Origin of the sequence: Microcoleus sp. N9_A2, assembly GCF_036701775.1 — a bacterium.
GTDB lineage: Bacteria > Cyanobacteriota > Cyanobacteriia > Cyanobacteriales > Microcoleaceae > Microcoleus.
On the sequence record NZ_JAUBRH010000001.1, the window covers coordinates 145,798 to 169,500 of the forward strand.

Annotated in this window: 19 protein-coding genes and 1 riboswitch; of the genes, 11 read left to right on the top strand and 8 right to left on the bottom strand. The window is 44.9% G+C overall.

Translation table 11 applies throughout. The features are described from left to right. Positions 1-97 precede the first annotated feature (97 nt). From QUA44_RS00670 to QUA44_RS00690, 5 genes are all read left to right on the top strand, one after another. Positions 98-2,095, top strand: a complete 1,998-nt coding sequence (locus tag QUA44_RS00670) for an SPFH domain-containing protein (RefSeq protein WP_333247316.1) — start codon at positions 98-100, stop codon at positions 2,093-2,095. A 216-nt stretch (positions 2,096-2,311) separates the two neighbouring features. After that, positions 2,312-3,532 (top strand): leucine-rich repeat domain-containing protein, encoded by a 1,221-nt coding sequence (locus QUA44_RS00675; protein WP_333247314.1) that lies wholly within the window; start codon positions 2,312-2,314, stop codon positions 3,530-3,532. Between the two features lie 69 nt (positions 3,533-3,601). Next, positions 3,602-5,281: a leucine-rich repeat domain-containing protein gene (locus tag QUA44_RS00680; protein WP_333247312.1), complete on the top strand. Its 1,680-nt coding sequence runs from the start codon at positions 3,602-3,604 to the stop codon at positions 5,279-5,281. 194 nt (positions 5,282-5,475) lie between these two features. Continuing rightward, entirely contained in the window at positions 5,476-6,876 is a 1,401-nt protein-coding gene (locus tag QUA44_RS00685) for an ABC transporter substrate-binding protein (protein ID WP_333247310.1), read from the top strand. A gap of 175 nt (positions 6,877-7,051) precedes the next feature. Then, positions 7,052-7,645: a Uma2 family endonuclease gene (locus tag QUA44_RS00690; RefSeq protein WP_333247308.1), complete on the top strand. Its 594-nt coding sequence runs from the start codon at positions 7,052-7,054 to the stop codon at positions 7,643-7,645. 52 nt (positions 7,646-7,697) lie between these two features. Here the strand turns inward: QUA44_RS00690 and QUA44_RS00695 are convergent, their stop codons facing one another. The 3 genes from QUA44_RS00695 to QUA44_RS00705 all read right to left on the bottom strand — a co-directional run bounded on the left by QUA44_RS00695 (position 7,698) and on the right by QUA44_RS00705 (position 10,592). Beyond that, a complete protein-coding gene (locus QUA44_RS00695; protein WP_333247306.1) occupies positions 7,698-8,552 on the bottom strand; it encodes a metal ABC transporter permease in 855 nt (284 codons plus the stop codon). Between the two features lie 135 nt (positions 8,553-8,687). After that, complete coding sequence (locus QUA44_RS00700; protein ID WP_333247304.1) at positions 8,688-9,443, bottom strand: metal ABC transporter ATP-binding protein; 756 nt, start codon at positions 9,441-9,443, stop codon at positions 8,688-8,690. A gap of 132 nt (positions 9,444-9,575) precedes the next feature. Continuing rightward, a complete protein-coding gene (locus QUA44_RS00705) occupies positions 9,576-10,592 on the bottom strand; it encodes a metal ABC transporter substrate-binding protein (RefSeq protein WP_333247302.1) in 1,017 nt (338 codons plus the stop codon). Between the two features lie 195 nt (positions 10,593-10,787). After that, a riboswitch (cobalamin riboswitch) is annotated at positions 10,788-10,943 on the top strand. A 213-nt stretch (positions 10,944-11,156) separates the two neighbouring features. Here QUA44_RS00705 and QUA44_RS00710 point away from each other — a divergent pair. Beyond that, entirely contained in the window at positions 11,157-12,026 is an 870-nt protein-coding gene (locus tag QUA44_RS00710; RefSeq protein WP_333247298.1) for a methyltransferase domain-containing protein, read from the top strand. A gap of 244 nt (positions 12,027-12,270) precedes the next feature. After that, the gene (locus tag QUA44_RS00715; protein WP_333247296.1) at positions 12,271-13,119 is read left to right on the top strand and encodes an ABC transporter ATP-binding protein; all 849 of its coding nucleotides are present in this window, start codon (positions 12,271-12,273) and stop codon (positions 13,117-13,119) included. 158 nt (positions 13,120-13,277) lie between these two features. On the opposite strand, the gene QUA44_RS00720 is transcribed toward QUA44_RS00715, so the two are convergent. Together QUA44_RS00720 and bicA are read right to left on the bottom strand one after the other, a co-directional pair. After that, positions 13,278-13,979, bottom strand: coding sequence for a diacylglycerol/polyprenol kinase family protein (locus QUA44_RS00720; protein ID WP_333247294.1), 702 nt, complete (start codon positions 13,977-13,979; stop codon positions 13,278-13,280). Positions 13,980-14,360: 381 nt separating this feature from the next. Further along, a complete protein-coding gene (bicA, locus tag QUA44_RS00725; RefSeq protein ID WP_333247292.1) occupies positions 14,361-16,037 on the bottom strand; it encodes a bicarbonate transporter BicA in 1,677 nt (558 codons plus the stop codon). 564 nt (positions 16,038-16,601) lie between these two features. On the opposite strand from bicA, the gene QUA44_RS00730 reads away from it, so the two are divergent. Further along, a complete protein-coding gene (locus QUA44_RS00730; RefSeq protein ID WP_333247290.1) occupies positions 16,602-16,889 on the top strand; it encodes an antibiotic biosynthesis monooxygenase in 288 nt (95 codons plus the stop codon). A gap of 52 nt (positions 16,890-16,941) precedes the next feature. Next, a complete protein-coding gene (locus QUA44_RS00735; protein WP_333247529.1) occupies positions 16,942-17,448 on the top strand; it encodes a DinB family protein in 507 nt (168 codons plus the stop codon). A gap of 189 nt (positions 17,449-17,637) precedes the next feature. On the opposite strand, the gene QUA44_RS00740 is transcribed toward QUA44_RS00735, so the two are convergent. Beyond that, a complete protein-coding gene (locus QUA44_RS00740) occupies positions 17,638-18,588 on the bottom strand; it encodes a glycosyltransferase family 2 protein (RefSeq protein WP_333247289.1) in 951 nt (316 codons plus the stop codon). Positions 18,589-18,799: 211 nt separating this feature from the next. After that, positions 18,800-19,270: a tetratricopeptide repeat protein gene (locus QUA44_RS00745; protein ID WP_333247287.1), complete on the bottom strand. Its 471-nt coding sequence runs from the start codon at positions 19,268-19,270 to the stop codon at positions 18,800-18,802. Positions 19,271-19,346: 76 nt separating this feature from the next. Here QUA44_RS00745 and QUA44_RS00750 point away from each other — a divergent pair, with 76 nt between their 5' ends. Both QUA44_RS00750 and QUA44_RS00755 read left to right on the top strand, forming a co-directional pair. Beyond that, the gene (locus QUA44_RS00750) at positions 19,347-20,762 is read left to right on the top strand and encodes a glycosyltransferase family 4 protein (protein WP_333247527.1); all 1,416 of its coding nucleotides are present in this window, start codon (positions 19,347-19,349) and stop codon (positions 20,760-20,762) included. Between the two features lie 37 nt (positions 20,763-20,799). Further along, positions 20,800-22,719 carry a hypothetical protein gene (locus QUA44_RS00755; RefSeq protein ID WP_333247285.1) on the top strand — a complete coding sequence of 640 codons (1,920 nt, stop codon included), beginning with the start codon at positions 20,800-20,802 and terminating at the stop codon, positions 22,717-22,719. A gap of 654 nt (positions 22,720-23,373) precedes the next feature. On the opposite strand, the gene QUA44_RS00760 is transcribed toward QUA44_RS00755, so the two are convergent. Further along, a complete protein-coding gene (locus tag QUA44_RS00760; protein WP_333247283.1) occupies positions 23,374-23,520 on the bottom strand; it encodes a hypothetical protein in 147 nt (48 codons plus the stop codon). Positions 23,521-23,703: the final 183 nt, after the last annotated feature.

Consider the following 23,703-nt stretch of genomic DNA (forward strand, 5'->3'; position numbering starts at 1 on the left):
AATGAATTTTATGAATTGACTTTCAAAAAAATTAGTTGAATACTTATCGTAGATAACAACATTTCCGTATATCGTAGCTTAAAGCAGGTTAAAAAACATGACTAAATTAGCAAGTTTGTTTCGCAAACTTTTACTCTTAACACTATCTGTAGCAACAACGATCGCAGCAGCCGGCGCGATCGCCCCACCAGCATCCGCCCAAACCAATCCGCCACCACCCCAAGCCCAAGAAGTCCAAGTAGCCACGGCTGAAGGAATCAGCATCCCGATGTGGATCTATCCCATCGGAGGACTTATAGTATTTTTTATCTTCGTACCTAAGATTGGCTGGATTTTGGGGCTAATTGCGATCGGCGAACGAGAAGTGGGAATTGTCACCAAGAAATTCTCCCGCAAAAACTTGCCATCCAGTAGATTAATTGCCCTCGATGGCGAAGGAGGTTTGCAAGCAGACACCCTTCCTCCCGGCTGGCATTTTGGTTATTTTCCCTGGCAATATAGCATTCGCAAAGAACCAGTCGTTGTCGTTCCTCAAGATGAAATCGGCTTAATTATTGCCAATGACGGAGCCACAATTCCTCCCGATCGCATTTTAGGAACAGTCGTCGATTGCGACAACTTCCAAAATGCCCGCAAATTCCTCACCAACGGCGGAGAAAAAGGACGGCAGCTAGCCATCATCACAACGGGTACTTATCGAATCAATACAGCTATATTTGAGGTCATAACTTCAGCCAATGCCGCTCAAAAAGGTATGGAACCGTGGGAGTTTGAAGTATACAAACTTGCTCCCGAAGGTATAGGGATTGTTACCGTACTAGACGGCGTTCCCATTGATGAAGGTGAAATCGCCGGCCCCATAATTCCAGGTCACAACAATTTCCAAAAAGCGCAATCTTTCATCAAGGGTGGCGGGCGCAGGGGCTTGCAAGAACAGATAATTCTATCGGGTTCGTGGAACCTCAATCCCTGGTTTGTGCAAGTTGAACAGGTAAAGATGACCGAAGTGCCGATCGGTTATGTAGGCGTAGTAATTTCCTTTGTGGGGGAATCGGAAAAAGACGTAAGTGGTAAGTCTTTCACCCACGGAAATCTCGTCAGCAAGGGCAATAAAGGCGTGTGGGTAGAGCCGCTTTATCCAGGCAAACATCCCGTCAATACAAAAGTGATGAAAGTCGAACTTGTTCCCACTACCGATGTTGTTCTAAACTTCACATCACGGTTCAGCGGAGAACACGGCTATGACTCTAAGTTAAGTGCCATGAAATTACTTTCTTTTGACGGATTTACCTTTGAGTTAGAAATTTTCCAAATCATTCATGTCGGTACTTTAGATGCACCGAGAGTGATTTCGCGCCAAGGTTCAATGCAGAATCTAATTGACCAAGTGCTGCGTCCAATTGTGGGCAATTACTTCCGCAATTCCGCTCAAGAATATACCATACTCGATTTTTTGATCGCGCGGAGCGATCGCCAAGCAGAGGCGGCAGAACACGTTCGTCAGGCATTGCGCGCCTATGATGTACAAGCGGTTGATACCCTGATTGGTTTGATTTCGCCACCAGGGGAGTTGATGCAAACGTTGACCGATCGCAAAATTGCTCAGGAACAGGAGAAAACCTACGAAGCGCAGCGCAGTTCGGAGTCCCAGCGTCAAGAATTGGTGCGTGCAACTGCGATCGCCAATATTCAACATGAGGTGGTGGGGGCAGAACAAGGTGTGAAAATTGCTCAATTGACTGCTAGCGCTGCGATCGAACACGCCAGCGGTGAAGCACAAGGAATTCGCTTGATGGGACAAGCAAAAGCCGATGCTTATCAAGTTGGTGTCAGTGCTTTGGGTATCGAAAGTTACACGATGTTGCAAGCTATTCAGGCGATCGCAGATGGCAGCGTTCGCGTCGTACCCGATGTCGCAGTCAACGGTAGCGGCGGCGGTGGAGGTTTGCTTGACGGTTTAATGGCAACATTCATGCGGAATGAAACCACCACCAAAAATGGAGACAAAGCAGGAGAATTACCTGTAATTAATGGACACAAATCGGAGCCTCTTGTTGTGAATTCTGTCGCTGACTTTACCAATAGCAAAGATTAATTATGTATCAGTGAAGTCTCCGTAGTTACCGAAGTCTCCGAATCATTCACCTCTTGCTAAATTTGAGGCTGTTGCTGAAAATGATCTGGATTCTGTACTTGGTAAATTCTCCGATATTTGAGTTAAACGGTGCAAATTTTAGAGAGGTATTAATTCCTCTCTGAATTTTTTTAGTCAATGCTAAAACTTGGTAATTCATAAAAATACAGGTAGAAAATGATGAAATTTATAGTTAAACACAAACACATGAATGCACCAAAGTTGATGATAGTTGCTTTAAGTGCGATCGCCCTAGCATTATCGGTCAATGGATTATCTGCGAAAGCCGCAGAAACGCCACCCGCAAACAGTGGAAAAACATTTGGTGATTGGTGTCGCGAGTATGTTTCTTTGAGTTCAGAAACTAGACATACTGTGGAAGCACTTTTAGAAAAAGCAGGGACTGTTGACTGCGATGCAGCTAATCAGAAACTTTCGAGTTTCGCGTATCTCGTCCTCAGTAGCAATGAAATCACAGATGTCAAACCATTACAATCCTTGACTAGGCTGACTTGGTTAGACCTTAGCGACAATCAGATCACCGATATCAGACCATTGCAATCCTTGACTAGAATGGTTCGGCTAGAACTCAAAAACAATCTTCTCAGCGACATTCAACCCTTACAATCCTTCGCTAACCTGACTCAAATTAACCTAGATAACAATAAAATCAGCGATATCAAACCCTTACAATCTTTGACAAAACTGACTAAGCTCGACCTCAGCAACAATCAAATCAACGACATAAAATCATTGCAATCTTTGACTAACCTGACTAATCTCGTCCTCAGTGACAATAAAATCAGCGACATCCAATCATTGCAATCCTTGATTAAGCTGACTAATCTCACTCTCATAAATAATCAAATCAGTGATATCAAACCATTGCAATCCTTGAGAAAACTGACTAATCTTACCCTCAGTCGCAATAAAATCAGCGATATCCAATCATTGCAATCCTTAACCAACTTGACAATAATTTACCTAGATACCAATCAAATCAGTGATATTAAACCATTACAATCCTTGACTAACCTGAAAGAGATTTACCTCAACAACAATCAAATCAGCGATCTTAAACCATTGCAATCCTTGACCAAGGTATTCACCCTTAACCTGGACAACAATCAAATCAGCGATATCCAACCATTACAATCGTTGATTCAGCTAATTAATCTATACATGAGTAACAATAAAATTAGCGATATTAAACCATTACAATCTTTGACTGACCTAACGTCACTCAACCTAGAAAAAAATAAACTCACCGATATCAAACCCCTGCAATCTTTGACTGAGCTTCGTTATGTCTACCTCAGCGGAAATCCGATGTCTTCCCAAACTTGTCCTCTTCAGGAACGGTCTATATGTAATTGGGAACCCTTAAATTATCCTTAAATCCGAAAAGTTGACACTTCTGAAAGTTAGAGCGACAAAAATATGACATTTATAATTGGAGAAAAACACATGAATTTACAAGAATCGATCGCAGTTACTTGTAGTACACTCATCATCCTAGCATTATCTGGAAATGCACTTTCAGTTTTAGCAGCAGAAACGCAACCCGCAAACAAAACATTTGGTGATTGGTGTCGCGAAAAAGCTGCTTTGAGTCCCGAAGCTCAACATACTATTGAGGTGCTGTTGCAGCAAGCTGAAACTACTAATTGTGCTGAAGCTAATGAGACGCTTTCCACTATCGAGGAACTCCAACTAGACGAAAATCAAATCAGCGACATCAAACCATTGCAATCTTTGACTAAACTGACTCAGTTGTCCCTCAACAATAATAAAATTAGCGATATTAAACCCTTGCAATCGTTGACTAAATTGACTGTACTGAATCTCGGCGCGAATCAAATCAGCGATATCACACCATTGCAATCGTTGACTAATCTGACTAATCTCTTCATCAGTGTCAATCAAATCAGCGATATCAAACCATTGCAATCGTTGACTAACCTGACTGAGCTTTTTATCAGCCACAATCAAATCAGCGACATCAAACCATTACAATCTTTGACCAAACTGAATACGCTCTTCCTCATGAACAATAAAATCACTGATATCAAACCATTACAATCCTTGACTAAACTGAATTGGCTCGATCTCAGCAACAATCAAATTAGCGACATCAAACCATTGCAATCCTTGACTAACCTGACTGCCCTCGATCTCAGCAACAATCAAATCAGTGACATCAAACCCTTACAATCTTTGACTAACTTGTATCAGGTCAAGCTCAACGGAAATGCAGTTCCCCTCCTAAGATTATCTACAAATGAACCTTCCCCGTCACTCGCAGAAAAGCAACCAGAAAATAGTGGAAAAACATTTGGTGATTGGTGTCGCGAAAAAGCTTCTTTAAGTCCAGAAGTTCAACATACTATTGATGTGCTGTTAAAGGAAGCTGATACTACTGAGTGCGATGCCGCTAATCAGATACTTTCAAGTCTCACGGAACTCGGCCTCGACAGCAATGAAATCAGCGACATTACACCGTTGCAATCTTTAACTAACCTGACTTCGCTCGGTCTCGGCTACAATCAAATTATTGACATCAAACCGCTAGAATCTTTGACTAACCTGACCGAACTCGGTCTCTTCAACAATCAAATCAGCGACATCAAACCCTTGCGATCATTAACTAACCTGACTTCACTCAGCATCACCAACAATAAAATTAGCGACATCAAACCCTTGCAATCCTTGACCAAACTGACCGAACTCGATCTCAGATACAATCAAATTAACGACATTAAACCCTTGGAATCCTTGACTAACTTGACTAAACTCAACCTCGGTACTAATCAAATTACCGACATCCAACCCTTGCAATCTTTAACTAACCTGACTTCACTCGAACTCAACAACAATAAAATCAGCGACATCAAACCATTGCAATCTTTGACTAACCTGAATTCGCTATTGCTCAATAATAATCAAGTCACAGACATCAAGCCCTTACAATCTTTGAGTAAACTGACTTGGATATTCCTCAGTTCCAATCAAATTAGCGACATCAAACCTTTGCAATCTTTGACTAATCTAATTGAACTCAACCTCAACGAAAATCCGATCGAGCCTAAAACTTGCCCTCTCCAGCCAGAATCTATCTGTAGTTGGGGACCAGTATTTGTCTTCTAAAAGTTGACTGTTCAGCAAAACAGCCAATTTTGATGACACTCACGTGGGGGTGGGCATCCTGCTCGCCCAGAACATACAAATATGACTTTTATGAACTTAATTAATGAATTTAATGAATTGACTTTAACCGCAATCTCTTGAATAATGATTGTAACTAACAAGTTTTAAGTAGAAATCATATAAGGATCAAAACTATGTTCCAAGATGACAGAAACAATTCCTCACCCAGATTTTTTATTATTGCTTTAGTTTTAATTGGGTTTGGCGCATTCAAGTTTTTTCCCGGTTTATTCGCATCCAAAAGTTCAGATATATCTACTTCTACACCTACATCGGGTGCGAGTCCAGATGCGATAGCAAATCGCATCAGTTTAGGAAATCAGCTATTGGTGACATCCCAAACCACACCAGATAAACAAGCAGGTATTGAAGCTTTTAATAACGGAGATTTCTCAACTGCGATTCAAAATTTTCAGGCTTCGCTAAAACAAACTCGCAACGATCCAGAAACAGTTATTTATTTGAATAATGCCACAGCCAGCAGTGGTTCTTCCTTAAAAATTGCTGTCAGCGTCCCCATTGGTAGCAACCCCAATGTCGCTCAAGAAATCCTCCGAGGTGTCGCTCAAGCTCAATCTGAAGTCAATAATAGCGGTGGCATCAATGGCGCAAAACTGCAAGTAGAAATTGTGAACGATGACAACAATCCAGCAATTGTTAAAGAAGTTGCAAACACATTGACAAAAGATCCAACAATATTAGCAGTAATTGGACACAATGCTAGCAACGCCTCTCTTGAAGCAGCTCCGATATATCAGCAAGAAAAACTGGTAATGGTGACACCGACTAGCTTGGCGAACAATCTCTCTGGATTTGGCAGTTACATTTTTCGGACTGTCCCGAATATTAGTATTATGGCGGCTCCCTTAGCAGAATATGCAGTCAAAACAGGCAAAACTAATATTGCTATTTGTTATGACTCCCAAGCACCGGATAATATATCATTTAAAGATGAATTTGTGGCTGCTCTAATTGCTGCTGGAGGCAAGTTAGTTCCGACTGTTTGCGATTTTTCAGTCCCTTCTTTTACTCCCGAAAGTGCGATCGCCGATGCAGTCAGTAAAGGCGCACAAGGATTGATGTTAGCACCCCACATCGATCGCATCGATCGCGCGATTTCTCTGGCTCGCACCAATCAAGGCAAATTGCCACTCTACGGCAGCACGACAATGTACACGTTTCAAACGTTAAAAGATGGGCAAAAGAGCGTTGACGGGCTTGTTTTGCCTGTTCCCTGGCATCCTGAAACCAATCCCGGTAGCACTTTCCCCAAGAATGCTGCTCAGTTGTGGGGAGGAGTAGTAAATTGGCGCACCGCAACGAGTTTTGATGCGACTCAAGCTGTCATCGCGGGATTGAAGCAAAGTAATACGCGGGAAGGGTTACAAGAAGCATTCAAAAGTCCTAGTTTCTCGACACCGGGAGCTAGCGAGAAAGTGAAGTTTTTGCCAACGGGCGATCGGGCTGGGAAGCCGATTTTAGTGCAAGTTAAACAAGCAGGAAGCACTGGCTATAACTTTGTCCCGTTGCGGTAAGTTTGCTTTTGTGCGATCGGGTTCATTCTTTGTAGAACAGGCCGGAAAGCCTGTTTCTAAGAATAGTGAAAGTTGCCACAATTCAATTAATTTTTTGTAAAACAGGCCGGAAATCCTGTTGCTGACAAATTTTTATGATAAGCTGAAATCAGTCGATTAAAGGAGACCGTTGTGTATGATCGCGCAAGTTGAAACGAAAACCTACCAGGCTGAGGAATATCTAGAATTGGAAATCAATTCTGAAGAGCGACATGAATTTATCAATGGGGAGATAATTCTGATGGCGGGTGGCACACCGATTCACAACGAAATTACTAGCATCTTAAATTCTGTTTTGAGGGTAAGTCTCAAGGGTAAACCTTACAGTATTTTTTCATCCGATCAGCGGTTTTGGGTTCCGCAGTTTAACAACTATACTTACCCTGATGTGATGGTAGTAGCGCGCCCGATCGAGTTGCAATCTGGACGGACGGATACAATTACCAATCCTGTGCTGATTGCGGAAGTGCTTTCTAAAAGTACCAAAGCTTATGACCGCGATGAAAAGTTTGCGGCCTACCGTAGTATTCCGAGTTTTCAGGAGTATTTATTGATTGACCAATATCGACTACAAGTGCAGCAATATTCTAAAGCTGAAGCGAATAAGTGGATTTTTTCGGAATATAGCTGTGCGGGCGATCGAGTTTCATTAACTTCTATTTCTGTGGAAGTTGTGCTGGCAGATTTGTATGAAAATATTGACTTTGATGTTATACCTAATCCGGCTTAAATATGTAGGCGGATTAGGCTTGTCTAAGAGCGGTTTTAACCGCCCACTCTTATTAATCGATCGCCCGTGAATTCCTAGCTCTAACCAACAAGCCGTGTTTTGGAGCAAAAATCATCGCCAACACAAACAGCAGCGTTTGCAAAACAACAATACATCCGCCCGTCGCACCATCTATGTGATAGCTGATATAAGTTCCCATGACGCTAGAAAATACCCCAGTCGCCATCGCAATTAACATCATGTGGTCAAAATTATCGCTCAATAAATAGGCGGTTGCTCCCGGAGTCACCAACATTGCTACTACTAAAATAATCCCTACTGTCTGAAGTCCAGCCACTGCGGTGAGCGATAGCAAAGATAGCAGCACGTAATAGAGAAATGTGATATTTAAACCGATCGATCGCGCGTGAGTCGAATCAAAACAAAATAAAATTAAATCTTTGCGTAAAACTGCCAGCGTCACTAAGCTGATGACACTAATAATTACAGTTTGAACAATATCAGCATCGGAAATGCCTAAGACATTGCCAAATAAGATATGCGTCAAGTCGATCGAACTTCTGACTTTAGAAACTAACACTAAACCAAAGGCAAAAAATCCAGTAAACACTAAACCGATTACCGTATCTTCTTTGATGCGAGTTTTCGCTTTGATAAAGCCGATCGCAATTACGGAGCCCACACCAAACACAAACGCCCCCACCGCCAAAGGAATATTCAGCACATAAGCAATCACAACCCCCGGCATCACCGCATGGGAAACCGCGTCACCCATCAATGCCCATCCTTTCAAAGTCATATAGCACGAAAGCGCCGAACAAACAAGCCCGACTAAAGCGCTGATTAAAATCGCTTTTAGCATAAATTCATGCTGCAACGGTGCGGCAAACCACTGAATTAAATCCATTATTTTTTCTCCAAATCGACTTGAGTTAACTGAGATCGGACACCACAATCAATAATCCTATAGGGGCGGGTTCGCGATCGGGCATTAAACGTGCAAACCCACCACATAACACTTTGTTGACATTGCTACAATATCTCAGGTTGACCGACTTTTTGCAGAGGAAAAATCGCCAACGGAACCGCCAAAAGTTCGCGAAAGATTTTCCTCTGTAAACACATCAGAGGTATTGCCATAGGCGAGAATGCTGCGATTAATTAACACTACTTGGTCGCAAAAGGTAGTAATAGACTCTAAATCATGGGTAGAAACGAGAATTGTATGTCCTGTTTGACGCAGTTCCATCAACAAATCAATCATCATTTTCTCTGTTTTGATATCGACTCCGGCAAAGGGTTCATCCAGTAGCAAAACCGTTGCTTGTTGCGCCAGAGCCCGCGCAAAAAAGGTGCGTTTCTTTTGTCCGCCGGATAACTCTCCGATTTGCCGATCGCCCATCTGCCACATTTCCACCCTTTCCAAGCTTTCTCGCACCACTTGTTTGTCGATCGATCCAGGAATCCGCAACAGATTCATGTACCCATAGCGCCCCATCATCACCACATCGCGAACATTCACCGGAAAATTCCAATCTACCTCTTCCGACTGAGGCACATAGGCAACCAAATTGCGTTTTTGCACTTGACGAATCGGCAACCCATTAATTAAAACTCGTCCGGTGTTTGGCTTCACAAACCCCATGATGGCTTTAAACAACGTGGATTTTCCCGCACCATTCATCCCCACCAAACCGCAAATCGTCCCTGCTTTGAGTTGCAGAGAGGCGCTGTGCAAGGCAACTTTGCCGTGATAGGCAACAGTGACATTTTCAATATCGATACTGATTCCATCCATCTAATTTTCTCCCTATTATCAATTACCTACAGAACTTACGCAGGGGGGTAAAAACCCAGTTTCTTGCGAGATACCTCGTTGCTAAAGCCAAGATTTTTGGAGAAACCGGGTTTTTGGGCTCACTGTTCTCCTTTATTTTCCCTGTAACCCTTTTATCAAAGTATTGACATTGTATTCAAGTAACTTAAGATAGGTTGATGCTGGGCCTTCCGCTGGAGAGAGGGAATCGACATAAAACACCCCGGCAAATTTGGCGCCTGTTTCCTTGGCTACCTGAAGCTGTCCTTCGTTGCTGATGGTGCTCTCGCAGAATACAGCAGGTATTTGGTTTGCTTTGACTGTATTAATCACCCGTTCGACTTGTCTCGGTGTGGATTGTTGTTCGGCGTTGACAGGCCAAATATAAACTTCTTTCAAACCGTAATCGTTGGCAAGGTAAGAAAAAGCGCCTTCACAACTTACCATGTAGCGTTTTTCCGGGGGAATGGCTGAAATAGCTTGTTTGAGTTTTTCGTCGATCGCCCGAATTTGTTCACTGTATTTTGCCGCATTTGCGTTGTATGCTGCAGCATTAGCCGGATCGATATTTCCTAAAGCCTTGCGAATATTATCAACATAAATTAAAGCATTTTTGGGCGACATCCAAGCATGGGGATTTGGTTGACCTTGATAGGCATCTTCAGAAATATTAACGGGTTGGACTCCCTCGCTCAAAGTAATGTGGGGAACCTTGGGAAAACTGTTATAAAATCGAGTTGCCCAGCGTTCTAAGTTCAACCCATTATCTAAAATTAAATCGGCTTTTTGCCCTCGTGTTAAGTCGCTGGGAGTGACTTCATAGCCGTGAATTTCCGCCCCTGGCTTGGTAATGGATTCAACAGTTGCCTTGTCACCGGCGACGTTCTGCGCCATGTCTGCCAGCACCGTGAAGGTGGTGAGAATGACTTTTTTATCTTTTCGGGTCAAATCGGTGGCGGTTGTGCCTGAAGCTGGATTTTGGTTGGTTTGAGGCTGGGTCGTCTGAGTGTTGCACCCGCTGAGACAAACTGCCAGTAGCAGCCCGAATCCTAGGAGATGATGTTTTTTCCTAGGGGGAGAGTCCGGGAGGGGGAGAGGGGGATTTAGGGTAATTTGACGGTTTTTCCGCATATCTTCAAAAATTCCAAGTGAAATTCGCTAGAGTTTGCAGCAGACGGTACGATCGACGATCGCTGATTTTCATAATCTTTTCATTTTTTAAATTTATCACAGAACCCGTAAAAATGAAAGAATTATGAAAAATGGGGTAAATGGGCGATCGCCCAACAGAATCAGTATTTTGTGAAATATCTAAAATAGTGCTAATATCTCGGCAGATCGATCGGCTCTGATGGAGAACAGCCATCAGACGCAAGGGGGAAAGTTCGGTGAAAATCCGGCGCTGTCCCGCAACTGTAATGAGATAATACTAGGATAGTTAAATCTCTGAGTCAGGATGCCCGCCGATTTGTTTACCTGTTGTTTTCATCTGCGAGGTATAGATGATGGTTAGTTTAGTATTTTTACAATTAATCTACTGTTGTTGTCGGTTTGTCGAGCGCGAATGACAAGGGAATTTTGGATTTTGTGGCAAAAGTTGGAAATTTATGCAGATCGCGTGTTATTAACATATATGCAAGCGCTGGGAAGAATTTCAACCCTCCCGGAAATCCTCAAATTTACCCAATTCTCCTCATGTCGAAGCAAACATCAATTTCTATTTCCAAAGTAACTCGCTACCAAAATGCAGCGCTGAATTACTATTTGGGGTTGACAGATTCGCCGTATCTTCATTACGGCTATTGGAAGACTCTGCCTGTGCCTGCTGACGAACTCACCATCGCGCGGCTGCGTTTTGCTCAGCAAGCTTACACAGATAAATTGTTAGATTTTATCCCCAAAGAAGTCAAGACTTTGCTGGATGTAGGATGCGGGATTGGTGGAAATGCGGCTTATTTGCTCGATCGAGGTTTTGCAGTGGAAGGGCTCGCACCCGATCCGTTCCAACAACAGCGTTTTCTTAAGTGTACAGGCGATCGGGCAGTTTTCCACCTCACTAAATTTGAAGACTTCCAAGCCACCCACTCCTACGATTTGGTTCTGTTTAGCGAAAGTAGCCAATATATGTCTGCTGTCGATATAGCTAAAGGTGCGGCGACTGTACTCAATCTTGGAGGCTACGTACTGCTTGCGGATATGATGCGATCTAATCCTAATTATACAGAAGGAATGTTTTCTAATTGTCATGTTGTCAAAGAGCTGGAAACTGCATTAATGCAAGCCGGGTTTAATTTAGTAAAAACTGAGGATATTTCCACTCATATTTTACCAACAATTGACCTATATGTCGATACTTTCCGCAGGTATGGACTGAACACAATGATTTATGTTGCGGATTTAATTTCGATCGCAGTTCCGCCAATTCATAAATTCCTGCGTTGGATATTTCGTCGCTGGTTTAAAAAATTGGTGGTTGAAGGATTGGAGGCGAGTCAACTTTTTGAGCAACATCTTTGTTATGAAATTAAACTTTGGCAGTTGACAGAAAAAGATGGACGTGGCTAATAATTAAGTCCGATCAAACTTTTTATTAAATGCTGTAATTGTCATCGCGCTTCGGGAAAGCAATCGCATAGTCTCGGCGATTGCTTCACTAAGAGTTCGCAATGACATATTAAGCTAAGCTGTTGCGGCATTTAAATTTGATTTTGGGCGGGCTAGAAGCCCACCCCACAAATACCAATTACCAAATACCAAATACCAATTACCAATTACCAATTATCAATTACTAATTATCAATTACTAATATATGTCTCAATCAATTCTCGAATTCGCTCGCACTTTCTACTCCTATCCCTGCGGTTCGCGAGTAGCAATTCAGGACTTAAGCCTCAAAGTCCCCGCCGGGAAGCGCTGCGGGCTGATTGGTCAAAACGGCTGCGGTAAAACCACCTTTTTCCTGCTAGCAAATGGTTTGTACCAACCGCAACAGGGAATTATTCGCTGGGAAGGTGAACCATTCCGCTACGATCGCAAATATCTCACGCAACTGCGCCAACAAATCGGACTCGTCTTTCAAAATCCCGAACATCAATTAGTTGCTTCGACGGTAGAAGAAGATATCTCCTACGGATTGTACAACTTAGGATTGCCCGAATCAGAAATTGGTCAAAAGGTGCAACAGGCGATCGACCAATTTAACTTAAGCGAACTCGCCCGCGAACCAATCCATAACCTCAGTTTAGGACAAAAAAAGCGCGTTTCGATCGCAGATATCATGGTTCTCAAGCCCAAACTGCTACTGTTAGATGAACCTACCGCCTATCTCGATCCGCGCCACACCCGACAACTGATCGGTTTGCTGCAACAAATTCACGCGGCCGGAACCACCATACTTTTAGCAAGTCACGACCTCGATTTCATCTACCGCTGGGCTGATTGGGTGTTTGTGATGGATCGCGGAAAACTGATTCTAGAAGGCACTCCCGAAGCCGTTTTTGCTCAGCGGGATGTCTTGGAACAATTGCAACTTGGTGTACCGCTGGCGATCGAGCTAATCGACCAAATCAAGGCGATGTTTCAAACAGATGATCGCTCAAAAACGCCTAATTTCGAGGAATTGCAACAACAAATTTTACAAGCACGTCGGCTGCTTTAACGGGACTTAGACAATTGATAATTGGCGTTGCTGATTCACGGTATGAATTCCCTTTTCGCTTGAAGTTACAAAATTCACCCTCCGAGGGTTTATAGCAATTGCGAAATCTTGAATTCATACCTGTATCCAGCAACGCCGCCCGTGGGGGTAAGTTCAGATTAGACATTACCAATTACCCAAAATTGATTGAGGAAAAAGCCGATCGCAGCACTGCCGATCGGCACAGTCAGATTGTCAATTCCCAGTTTAGAAACCGACTCCAAAGTAGCAGCAACCAAAGCCACAATTGCTGACACCGCCCAAGTTTGCCAAACATTGCCTTGAACGAAGAGCAAAATCAAACTGCTAACAGCAAAACTCACCAAATACATAGTTGCAGAACCTTCCCAACTCTTCTGGATTCCCCAAACTCGATAAATATATTTGCCGTATTTTTTGCCGATGACAGCGGCCAATCCGTCGCCCCAAGCCATCACTAAAATGCCCAAAGCTGCGTATTCCTGATGTTGTAGCGGCCAAAACCAAGCGACGAGAACGCTAATACTCACAGCATAGAAAAAAGTCCCGAAACTCTTGCGGTTGATACTGTTAAGACTGGGCAAAATCGGCAGTTGGTAGGAAATTAGGGCGATCGCACCTGCTAAAATTCCCGCCGAAATCCCCACCCAACCGGGTATTTCGAGCCACCATGCTAGCAAAATCACATTTCCAGTACCCATGTGCACCACCTTCCGCGATACTTCAGGATCGACAGAAGTAAAGCGATTTAACCCTTCAGCTACCAGTAAAATCAAACCCAGCCAGATACCCACGAGGGAAATTTGCAACCACAGAGTCGGAATTTCGGAAAATATAGACACGATATTTAGGAAAAACTTAGAGCGGGCAATGTTTATAACTTTAGTGGAAATAGGAAACTTGATTATTAGACTTGAGTTGCACTCAATCGCAGACAAGATTAAATTATCTGCGTCTATCGGTGTTTGTAAGCTGTTCCACATTTAAACTGCATTATTTGTGGTCTATACCCCATACTGTAAGGGGTTCAGGCAAGAAATTTAAATGACTAACAGCTTACGCTGGAAATCTGCGGTTAACAGATCGATGGAATATTTATGCAACTCAAGTCTAGTCCTGCACGCATCAATACCAAAGAAACCGGGTTTTTTACCGATATTAAGGGCTAGGATGCACTATTTTGGTAAAAAAACCGGTTTCTGACTGCCCCTGCGTAAGTCCCGTTACACTGGCACTTCCGAGAGGGGACGTTTGCTGTCAGCTACAGCGACGGCTTGTTGCAAGGCTGTGGTGCGATCGGTCAACATCCGTTCGGGCGAGATCAGATCCAACAATCCCAACTTCTGCAAGCGCTGCTGAATTTTGGTGCTGGCACCGACAATGTAAACCTGCAAGCCCTTATCGCAAGCATCGCGAATCGCATTTTCGATCGCCAGCGAAGCCGTCACCCCCAGCATCGGCACCTCAGTCAAATCCATCACCAAAGCATCCGCATCCTTCATAGCATTATGTTCGCGGGCGATCGCCTTCGACAACCCAAAAATCATCGGGCCGCTCAAACAGAACAGCAACACGCGCCCCCTACCCCGATCTAACAGTTGCTTGTCCTCATCGCTGAGGATCGCATCATCATCATCCGTATCGGAAATCAGCTTCACTCCGGCAGATTGCAAATTGCTCAACCGTTCGATCGTTAGAATATTAGCAATAAACACGCCAACACCCACGGCCACAATCAGATCCACAAACACTGTCAAAAACATCACCCCGTACATGATCAGGGAGCCCTTAACAGATACCTTGTGCGATCGCTTCAGGAAACTCCAGTCAAGGATATCAATCCCCACCTTCAGCGCAATCCCCGCCAACACCGCCATCGGAATCGGTTGAGTTAACTTCGCCGCCCCCAAAACCACCACCAGCAACACCAACGCCCGAGTTAAACCCGACAACGCCGAAGTCGCACCTGTTTGGATATTGACCACAGTTCCCATCGTTGCCCCGGCGCCCGGCAAGCCACCACAGATCCCTGACACGATATTGCCAATCCCTTGACCGATCAACTCCTTATCGGACTTGTGCTCGGTTCGCGTTAGACTGTCCGCCACCACCGCCGTCAGCAAGGTATCGATACAGCCCAGCATCCCCAGCATCACCGCATCCACAAACATCACCGTGATTTGACCTGCGGAAAAAGTCGGCAATTGCAAGGGGGGCAGTCCCACCGGAATTTCGCCAATCCGGCGAATATCCGCGCCCTGAAACACAGTCAGGGAAATTACCGTGCCGACAATCAGCGCTATCAATTGCGGCGGCACTAATTTCTTGATTTGTTTGGGCATCAGAAAAATGATCGCCACCGTCAAGGCACCGAGAATTGCTTCCGGCGGATTTACGTTTGCCAGCAACTGCGGAATTGCCATAAAAGTGCCCAAAACACCGCCCTTGGGAGGGGCTTGACCCAGAAACGGTGCAATTTGCAGAATGATCAAAATCACGCCAATTCCCGACATAAAGCCAGAAATCACGCTGTAGGGCATCAGGGTGACGTATTTCCCTAGCTTGAAAATACCAAAGATGATTTGAAACACCCCCGCCAGCATCACCACGGTAAAAGACATCGCCAGTCCTTGTTCGGGATTGCTAGCGGTGAGGGATGCGACGATCGCCGTCATCACCACAGTCATCGGCCCCGTGGGCTCGGAAATCAGTGTTGGGGTGCCACCAAACAGCGCCGCAAAGAAGCCAACGCAGATGGCACCGTACAGTCCCCCGATCGGCCCGATTCCGGAAGCGACCCCGAAGGCCAGGGCCAGGGGCAGCGAGACGATCGCAGCCGTGACACCGCCGAAGATGTCGCCCTTGAGATTATTGAAACGAATCTGATTAGTTATTGACATGAGTGGTGCATTAATAAACTAGACAGAATTTAACAATGCTGACTTTGATCCCTTCACCCTGTCTCAGGGCAAAAGTTTTTCTGACAGGCATGACAGATAGCACAAGCAGGTGAGACTCTAGCAAGAGCCTGCGATCGCTCATCAAAAAGCCTAAGCTGGTAAATAGTTAATTTTTTCCTTATTTTTTAATGTACGGTAAAATTTGCACCTATAAACTTTTTTTTTTAATTTTTTTTTTTTAATCCAGACCTCCAAAAACCTGGTGGGCTGGCAAAAATACTTAGTTGGAGTAATTTATAGTGCTTGCACCTCGATCTAAACACCCGATTTCTGCTGTTATTCAACCGATTCAAGTCAATGATACAATAGTCAGTCGGTTTAGCGAACTGGAAACTGTTAGCCCCATCATTGCACCAAATCTTTACCACTATTTGTTTGCAGCAAATTTTAAAAAATTCTACCCCAAGTATCGTCGAACATCAAAGAAAGCAAAAGTTTCAATAGGGATACGAGCAGTTTTTAGAGCGCTCTGTGAATGTTAAAATTTAGAGGAAAATAGGTTTTATGGCTGTGCAGTATGTCTTAATTATTCATGAAGTGGAAAATTATGCAGCTTGGAAAAAGGTATTCGATAATGCTAAAAACATCCGCAAAGAAGCTGGAGAGCGCTCCTATCAGGTTTTGAAGTATGAAAAGGAACCCAATAAAATTGTTCATTTTTCCCTGTGGACATCAACAACAGATGCCAGGGCGTTCTTTGAGTCGCCTGCATTGGTTAAAATTAGAGATGAAGCGGGAGTCAAAGCTCCTGAATTTATCTATCTAGACGAATTAGAGTCAGGAGTATTGTGAAATACGTATTGTATAATGTAAGTTATTCAAACTAGGTGGTTGAGTTTTGAGTATGTACGATGGTAGCTACTACCAGCTAATGGCTGAGTACAATTGCTGGATGAACCAAAATCTATATTCGGTGTGTTATGCAATTCCTGATGAACAACGCAAACAGGATGTTGGTGCATTTTTTAAGTCGATTCATGGCACTTTGAATCATTTACTTTATGGTGACAGAGCATGGATGGGTCGTTTCACCCTTCAGCCATTTTCGGTGACGGCGATGGGTCAAGAACTGTATGCTGATTTTAATGTTTTGAGAGCAGAACGAGAGATAACCGATCGCCAAATTATAGCATGGTCTAGCCACCTTCAGTCTGACTGGCTGAGTCAACCGTTTGAGTACACAAGCATTGTAGACGGTAAATGTCGCGTGCTACCGACTTGGGTTTTGGTGACACATATGTTCAATCACCAAACTCACCATAGAGGGCAAATTACCGCACTAATCAAACAACTTGGCTGCGATCCCGGCGTTACAGATATTCCCTGGCTACCCGCGATATCATTGGGATAATTTCGGCTCGTCAAGAAGACTCGGCGGTTGAAACTAGGTTTATGCAAACGAAGACTCGGCGGTTGAAACCGCGTCTTGTCAAACGAAGTCGGCCTCCGCCGACTGAAGAAAATAACGTGATTTTAACCGTGCACTCTTCAACCTGCGGAGGCACGTGCATATCTGTGTAGGCGCGGTTTCAACCGCCGTCTATACTTTCACCAACTCCCGCACGGCCGCAAAAGCCCTCCCCCGCCACTTTACCGGCAGCAGGGACAATCCCAAACCCGCCCACATTTTAGCCTCAGAAATTGACTTTCCCGATCGCACCATCCGCCGCCCTTTTGCTGTTTCACCCACCTCAATCAGCCGCAAACCAAGCGCTAATTGAGTTTCTGCAATCCTCTGGAGCCTGACTGTTTCCAACTTCTCGGAGTCAAATTCGTAGCTGGTCAAATAGCGCAATTTATCGCTCAAATACGGAATTGCCCGATCGACTCCTTGCTGTTCTGCGTGAAATCGATACTCCATCAACAGCTCTGGCAAGTAATAGCATTTTTTGCCCGCAATTGCAAGTCTCACAAACAAATCGTTATCTTCGCAATTTTGCAAATTCGGCCGCAGAAATCCGACTGATTCCAGCGCGGGGCGGCGAAATAAAGTCGCCCCTATTTGCAAACTCTGTCTCAGAAAAACTGTCGAGAGCAAATCTTCAACAATTCCAGCCGACAACTCGGTGCGGCCCCACCGCTGCGAATTCAGTTTCGTCTGGCTTTCGTCAATATAATTGTTAATGTCGATCGCCCAGTGATCTGTACTGACAAAATCGATGCTGGGGTCTTTATCTAAAATAGCAGATGTCCGCTCTAGAAATTGCGCGCTCAGGCGATCGTCATCGTCAAATTTGATAAAATATTCGCCCCTTGCCGCCGCAAATCCCGATCGCATATTATTACTTTTGCCGATATTCTGCGGGTGGCGAATGTAGCGAATCCCTTGCTCTACAAATTCTGACATTAACAGCGGAGTGCTGTCAGTCGAGCCGTCATCGCAGACAATTAATTCAAAATCTGTATAAGTTTGATCTAGCACGCTGGCGATCGCACTAGCCAGCAAATGCACTCGATTGCAAGTAGGAATGCAAACGCTAATTTTCGGCACAAACAAAGACCTTTTTAGATTTTAGATTTTAGATTTTAGATTTATAAAAATTAAATTTTCACTTCTTCCTTCTTCCTTCTTCTTTATTCCTTCCTTCCTTGTTCCTTCTGTCAACTGTCAACTCTTCCTTCTGTCAACTGTCAACTCTTCCTTCTGTCAACTGTCAACTGTCAACTGTCAACTGTCAACTGTCAACTGTTCCTTGTTGATATTAACTTAAACGAGCCGTACATTCGAGAATTAACTTTTGATTCACCAAAGCAAAAGGTTGAATTTCCAAAGCGCGGCGAAAAGCTCGAATAGCACTTCTGTATTCTCCCAAGGCAGCGTAGCACAAACCCAGACCGTGCAACGCCCCAAAATGCACCGGGTTCAGTTTGAGGACGATTTCGCAGTCGTGGAGCGACTTTTTATAATTTCCTTGGGTATAGTGAAGTACGGCGCGTCGGTTCCAAGCTTCAGCAAAATCCGGCGCTTCCGCAATCAGTTTCGTCAGCAAATCCAAAGCGTGGTGAACATCGCCTGCATCCAGCGAAACTTGCGCTCGCCTGAGAATTTGCATCCCGTAATCACCCTTCTGGTTAAACCAAGTGCGCCAGAGTTCTGTAGTTGCCCGATCGCGCACGCTTTCTTCGGAGTTTTTTAAGTCTTGGAGCAGCGCTTTGACAGATAATTCGTCCATAGGTGCGAAGATTGTTAAAAAAGTTTTATCAGTCAATCTTATCGCGACAGCGGCAATTTTATTTATCCAACATCCCATGCAGATTTTGATGCTTTCCTCGACTTTTCCCTACCCACCAAGCCGCGGAGGAACTCAGGTAAGGACGTTTAATTTATTACAATACTTGAGCCGGCGGCATGATGTAATTCTCGGCACTGTACGATCGCCCGATGTCACCGACGCACAAATCGAGGCATTGCGAGGGCAAGTTAAAGAATTAGCAGTTTTTCCCCACCCGCAGATCCCCCCCCAAACCCCCCTTGCTAAGGGGGGGCTAAGACTCCATCAGAAGACTCAGGAGGAGTTATTTCCCCCGCCAAACCAGAAGACTCAGGAAGAATTCTTACCTCCCCCCCTTAACAAGGGGGGGACTGAGGGGGGGTTCTTTCCTCCCGTCAATCAGGGGATTGATGAGAAAATGAACGAAATACTCGGAAAACTGCACAGATTTAGTCAATTTTTGTTATCCGGGACACCTCCGAACGTACTCTCAAGCTACTCCCAAGCAATGCAGAATTGGGCTGACGAATTGGTAACAGCAGGCAAATGCGATGCTGTCACCTGCGAACACAGCGTTAACGAGATTTACGTGCGTCCAGAATGGCGGCAAAAACTGCTGACAGTGGTCAATATTCACAGTTCGGTTTGGGGAACTTGCAGGGAAATGTTAGCAATCGGCACCTCGGAAAAACCCCTGCGCGATCGACTAAATTTACCGCTACTCGCCCGCTACGAAAGACGATACTGTGCCAAATTCTCCCGCATTGTCGCCACCACATCCACAGACAAGCAGCAACTCCTAGAATTGCTGTCGCAGGCGGGAAGACTCCGAGAAAAACCAGATTTTTTTGTGCCTCCGATTGATGTTATTCCTAATGGTGTGGATTTGACAGAATTTCCGTACCGGTCGATCGATCCGGGAGGACACACCTTAATTTTTGCAGGCGCCATGAACAATTTGCCCAATATTGACGCGGCGCGGTTTCTGAGTTTGCAAATACTGCCGCCTTTGCAGCAGCGCTATCCAGATGCCACCCTCACCCTAGTCGGGGCTTCGCCAGTCCCGGAAGTGCTCGCCTTGGGGGAACTTCCGGGAATTCAAGTAGTAGGCCGGGTGCAAAGGGTGGCAGAATATTTGCATCAAGCTGCTGTTTGTGTGGTGCCGATGCGGATTGGTTTTGGGATTAAAAATAAAACTTTGGAGGCGATGGCAGCGGGAACCCCCGTCGTTGCGAGCGATCGAGGTTTGGAGGGTTTAGCCGTCGATGGTGGCCCACAACCGAGAAGGGCCTTGCGGGCGAACAAAGTTCACGAGTATGTTGAGGCGATTACCAGTTTGTTTGAAAATCAGCAGCTAAGACAGGAGATCTCTGTCAACGCTCGATCGCTCGTTGAAAGCCAATACACCTGGGATATCATAGGTCGGCAGTACGATCGGCTATTGCAATTTTAAACTCTAAATTCTAAAATCTAAATTCTAAAATGGGACGATGGAACACAAAATTAACCCCTCAAAAAATCGAGCCAAACCCCCAGAAAATCGCAAAGTTGCTCCTCCTCCGACAAGACGCCGTCGCCAAACCCGACGCGCCAAAAATCTTCAAGAGTCCCAGCTTCTCATACCTACTCCCCCAACTCGCGCCAGATATCCCTGGAAAAGACTGATAGCTAATTTGACAGCCCTCAGCATCTTGGGTGGCTGTGCAGCTTTAATGGGAGGCGGCGCTTGGCTGAGTTATCAGCTAATTGTCGATCCCAACGGCAACAAGTTGATCTCTCAGTTTGTGCCGGAATGGTCGCGCCTGCCTACAGGTAGCAGAGATTCGATCCAAACTCTCGATCAAATCAAAGCCAGCATCCGCAAATTGGGATTCGTAACCGGAGAACCCCTCCCGCTTCCCGTCGATCGATCCAGCGATAATTCTATTTCCGATTTGCTATTGCCGGTGATGGTAGAAAGAACTGTTAAGGCTTCTACTGTTTGCAAAAATCCTTGCCGTCAAATTGTCGAACTTCGGGTGTACAAGCAGGTGCAGTTTCCCGATCGCAGTTCCGATAAAGAGCAGTATTTTCAGTTAGCAAGTTCTGTGAACGTAGAAGGCCCGGCGGAATCTTTTGTCATTGCTTCTTTAGCTGACTCTACATCTGACAATCAAGCCTCGAATCAGTCCCTACCCCTAACAGAACTGCGCCGCTTTGACGGAAAGCCCCCCGCCTCCGGCATTTGGTTTAATGTCAGCGGTCAACTAAAGCGGGGCGACAAGAAAATTCCCTACGGACAAGTCGTTCGCTACAACCCCAGCCAAAATCATTTAATGCCGCTGTTGGAGTGGGCGAGTGCGGCTGGACAACCGCCGAATTGGCAGCAAATTGTTAAGGGGGAAAATCCGCAGTTGGCGATCGACCAAACAGTTGGTTTAGAGCCGCAATTTACCCTTTATCAAATTGGCCCGCGCAAATTTCTGCCGAACCCAGTTCAGTTAACCGCGATTTCTTTAGAAGAATTTGCCTTCAATGACGAGACTTATAAAAACGGGCTGCGGCTGGCAAAAAGTGGGCTGTGGTCTCCAGCATTAAATGTCATGCGTATTGCTAAGGGGAAAGCCGACAAAAATTGGCCCGCAGTCGCGCAAGCTCAGCTAGAGACGATCGAATTTCACGCTAAAATTACCCGGGCTCAGGCGATCGCATCTTGGGCCAGTCCCGGCCAACAAGTTCTCGCAGAACTGATCGACGGCCGCTGGACCCAAGCTTTGCAAGTATTTGAAGCCGATGCGAGCAACAGTAACGAAATTGCCACAACCCTCAAAAATGACGGCGGACGGATCTGGAACCGCGTAGACGCCGCCTTGAGAGTGAATGCCGCTGACGCCGATGTCAAGGCTTGGGGCGCCCTGATTGTAGCCTCTCAAGACGGAACCCGCGAGGCGATGAATTGGCTCGACCAGCAATCAGATACTGACAGCGAAACAAGAAGTCGAATTCGGAATTTGGTCAACAAACTTCAGGAAGCAGTTTCTCAGGCTGAAAATCTAGAAAGCCACAAAAGTCAAATTATGGGTTCTGCTACTTTAATTAGCAGTGTCAATCCCGCTGAGTGGCTGGAACCCGAACCGAACAACGAGTTAAAATTGACCGGAGAACAAGTTTGGTATCAGGTGCAGGTAGCGAGTTTTTACGATGGTAGCCGCTGGGTTAATTCGCCCTTTTCTGATGTAGAAGTGCGCTCTTTTCCTGGTACTCAAGTCAAGTGGCTCTGGGGGCGGCTGGGATTACAGGCTGACCCCAAGATTAAGATTGAGGTAGCGATGGCTAACGGTCAACAAAGAGTTGCTGTGGGAACGGTGAAAGCAGTGCAGATTCAAGACGGAAGTCTGCGCTTGCTGGCGGCCGTTGACAAGCGATCTTGACAGTTGACAGTTGACTGTTGACAGTTGACAGTTGACAGCTTGCCCTGAGCGTAGTCGAAGGGATGAGGGCGACCTCTACCTGGAAGTCCGAGGATTCGAGTAATGCAATACTTCGGACAGTTTTATATCTAATCGAGTGTCCGAAACCCTGACTGGCTATATGCTGGACTATTATTTCAAGGTTTAAGTAAGCGCGCTAAGTTTCAGAAAATGCGTTAAAAATGGCAGGGCTTCCTCGCCCTCGGCTTACAGGGTCGTTAAAAAACTGTCCGAAGTATTGGTAATGAATAGTCTTGTTTTAATTTCTCCCTATAAGGAAGAGGCTTTAAACCAATTCTTTCTGGTAATCTGGGATCGAGCATTCGGTAGAGGGAACAGTCCCGGAGGCAATCTTGACACGAAGAAACCCGAGTTTTTTACCATTTCTGCCGATTGCAACAGAAGTATTTTCGTAAAAAAACCCGGCTTCCTTCCACCTGTACGTCCAAAACTAGGAAAAAGGAAAAATCTTTCTTTTGCCCCTCGCGTAACTCCGAAAGCAGCGCAATCTCAACACTCTTCCCCTTACTCCTCTCGAACTCCGACAACAATGCAGACAAAAATGTTGTTAATTTAATTAATTAACACAACGTGTGCACAAAAAACCCAGAGATGTCAAATCGCGCCCTTTTTAGAGAGTGCTGCAATCATCTGGCGTTTCACTGCTTTAGCCCAAAGCTCAAATTCCAAACTGTTGATATTATGAATTTTCACTTCCTCAACAGGCTGAGTTGGGGCTTCTTTCTGTGCTGTAGTCTCCATTGTTTTTTTCCTCGTCAAAAAATGTTAGTAGTTGATCGCAAACGGTTAGCATCATACATCTATTTTAATAACTAATTCTTGCAATTAATTAAACTAAAGGCAGAGAATTTAACCATCAAATGCAGTAAATACATCTAGATCATGCAATTTACGAATTTAATGTAAGAAAACCCTACAACCATT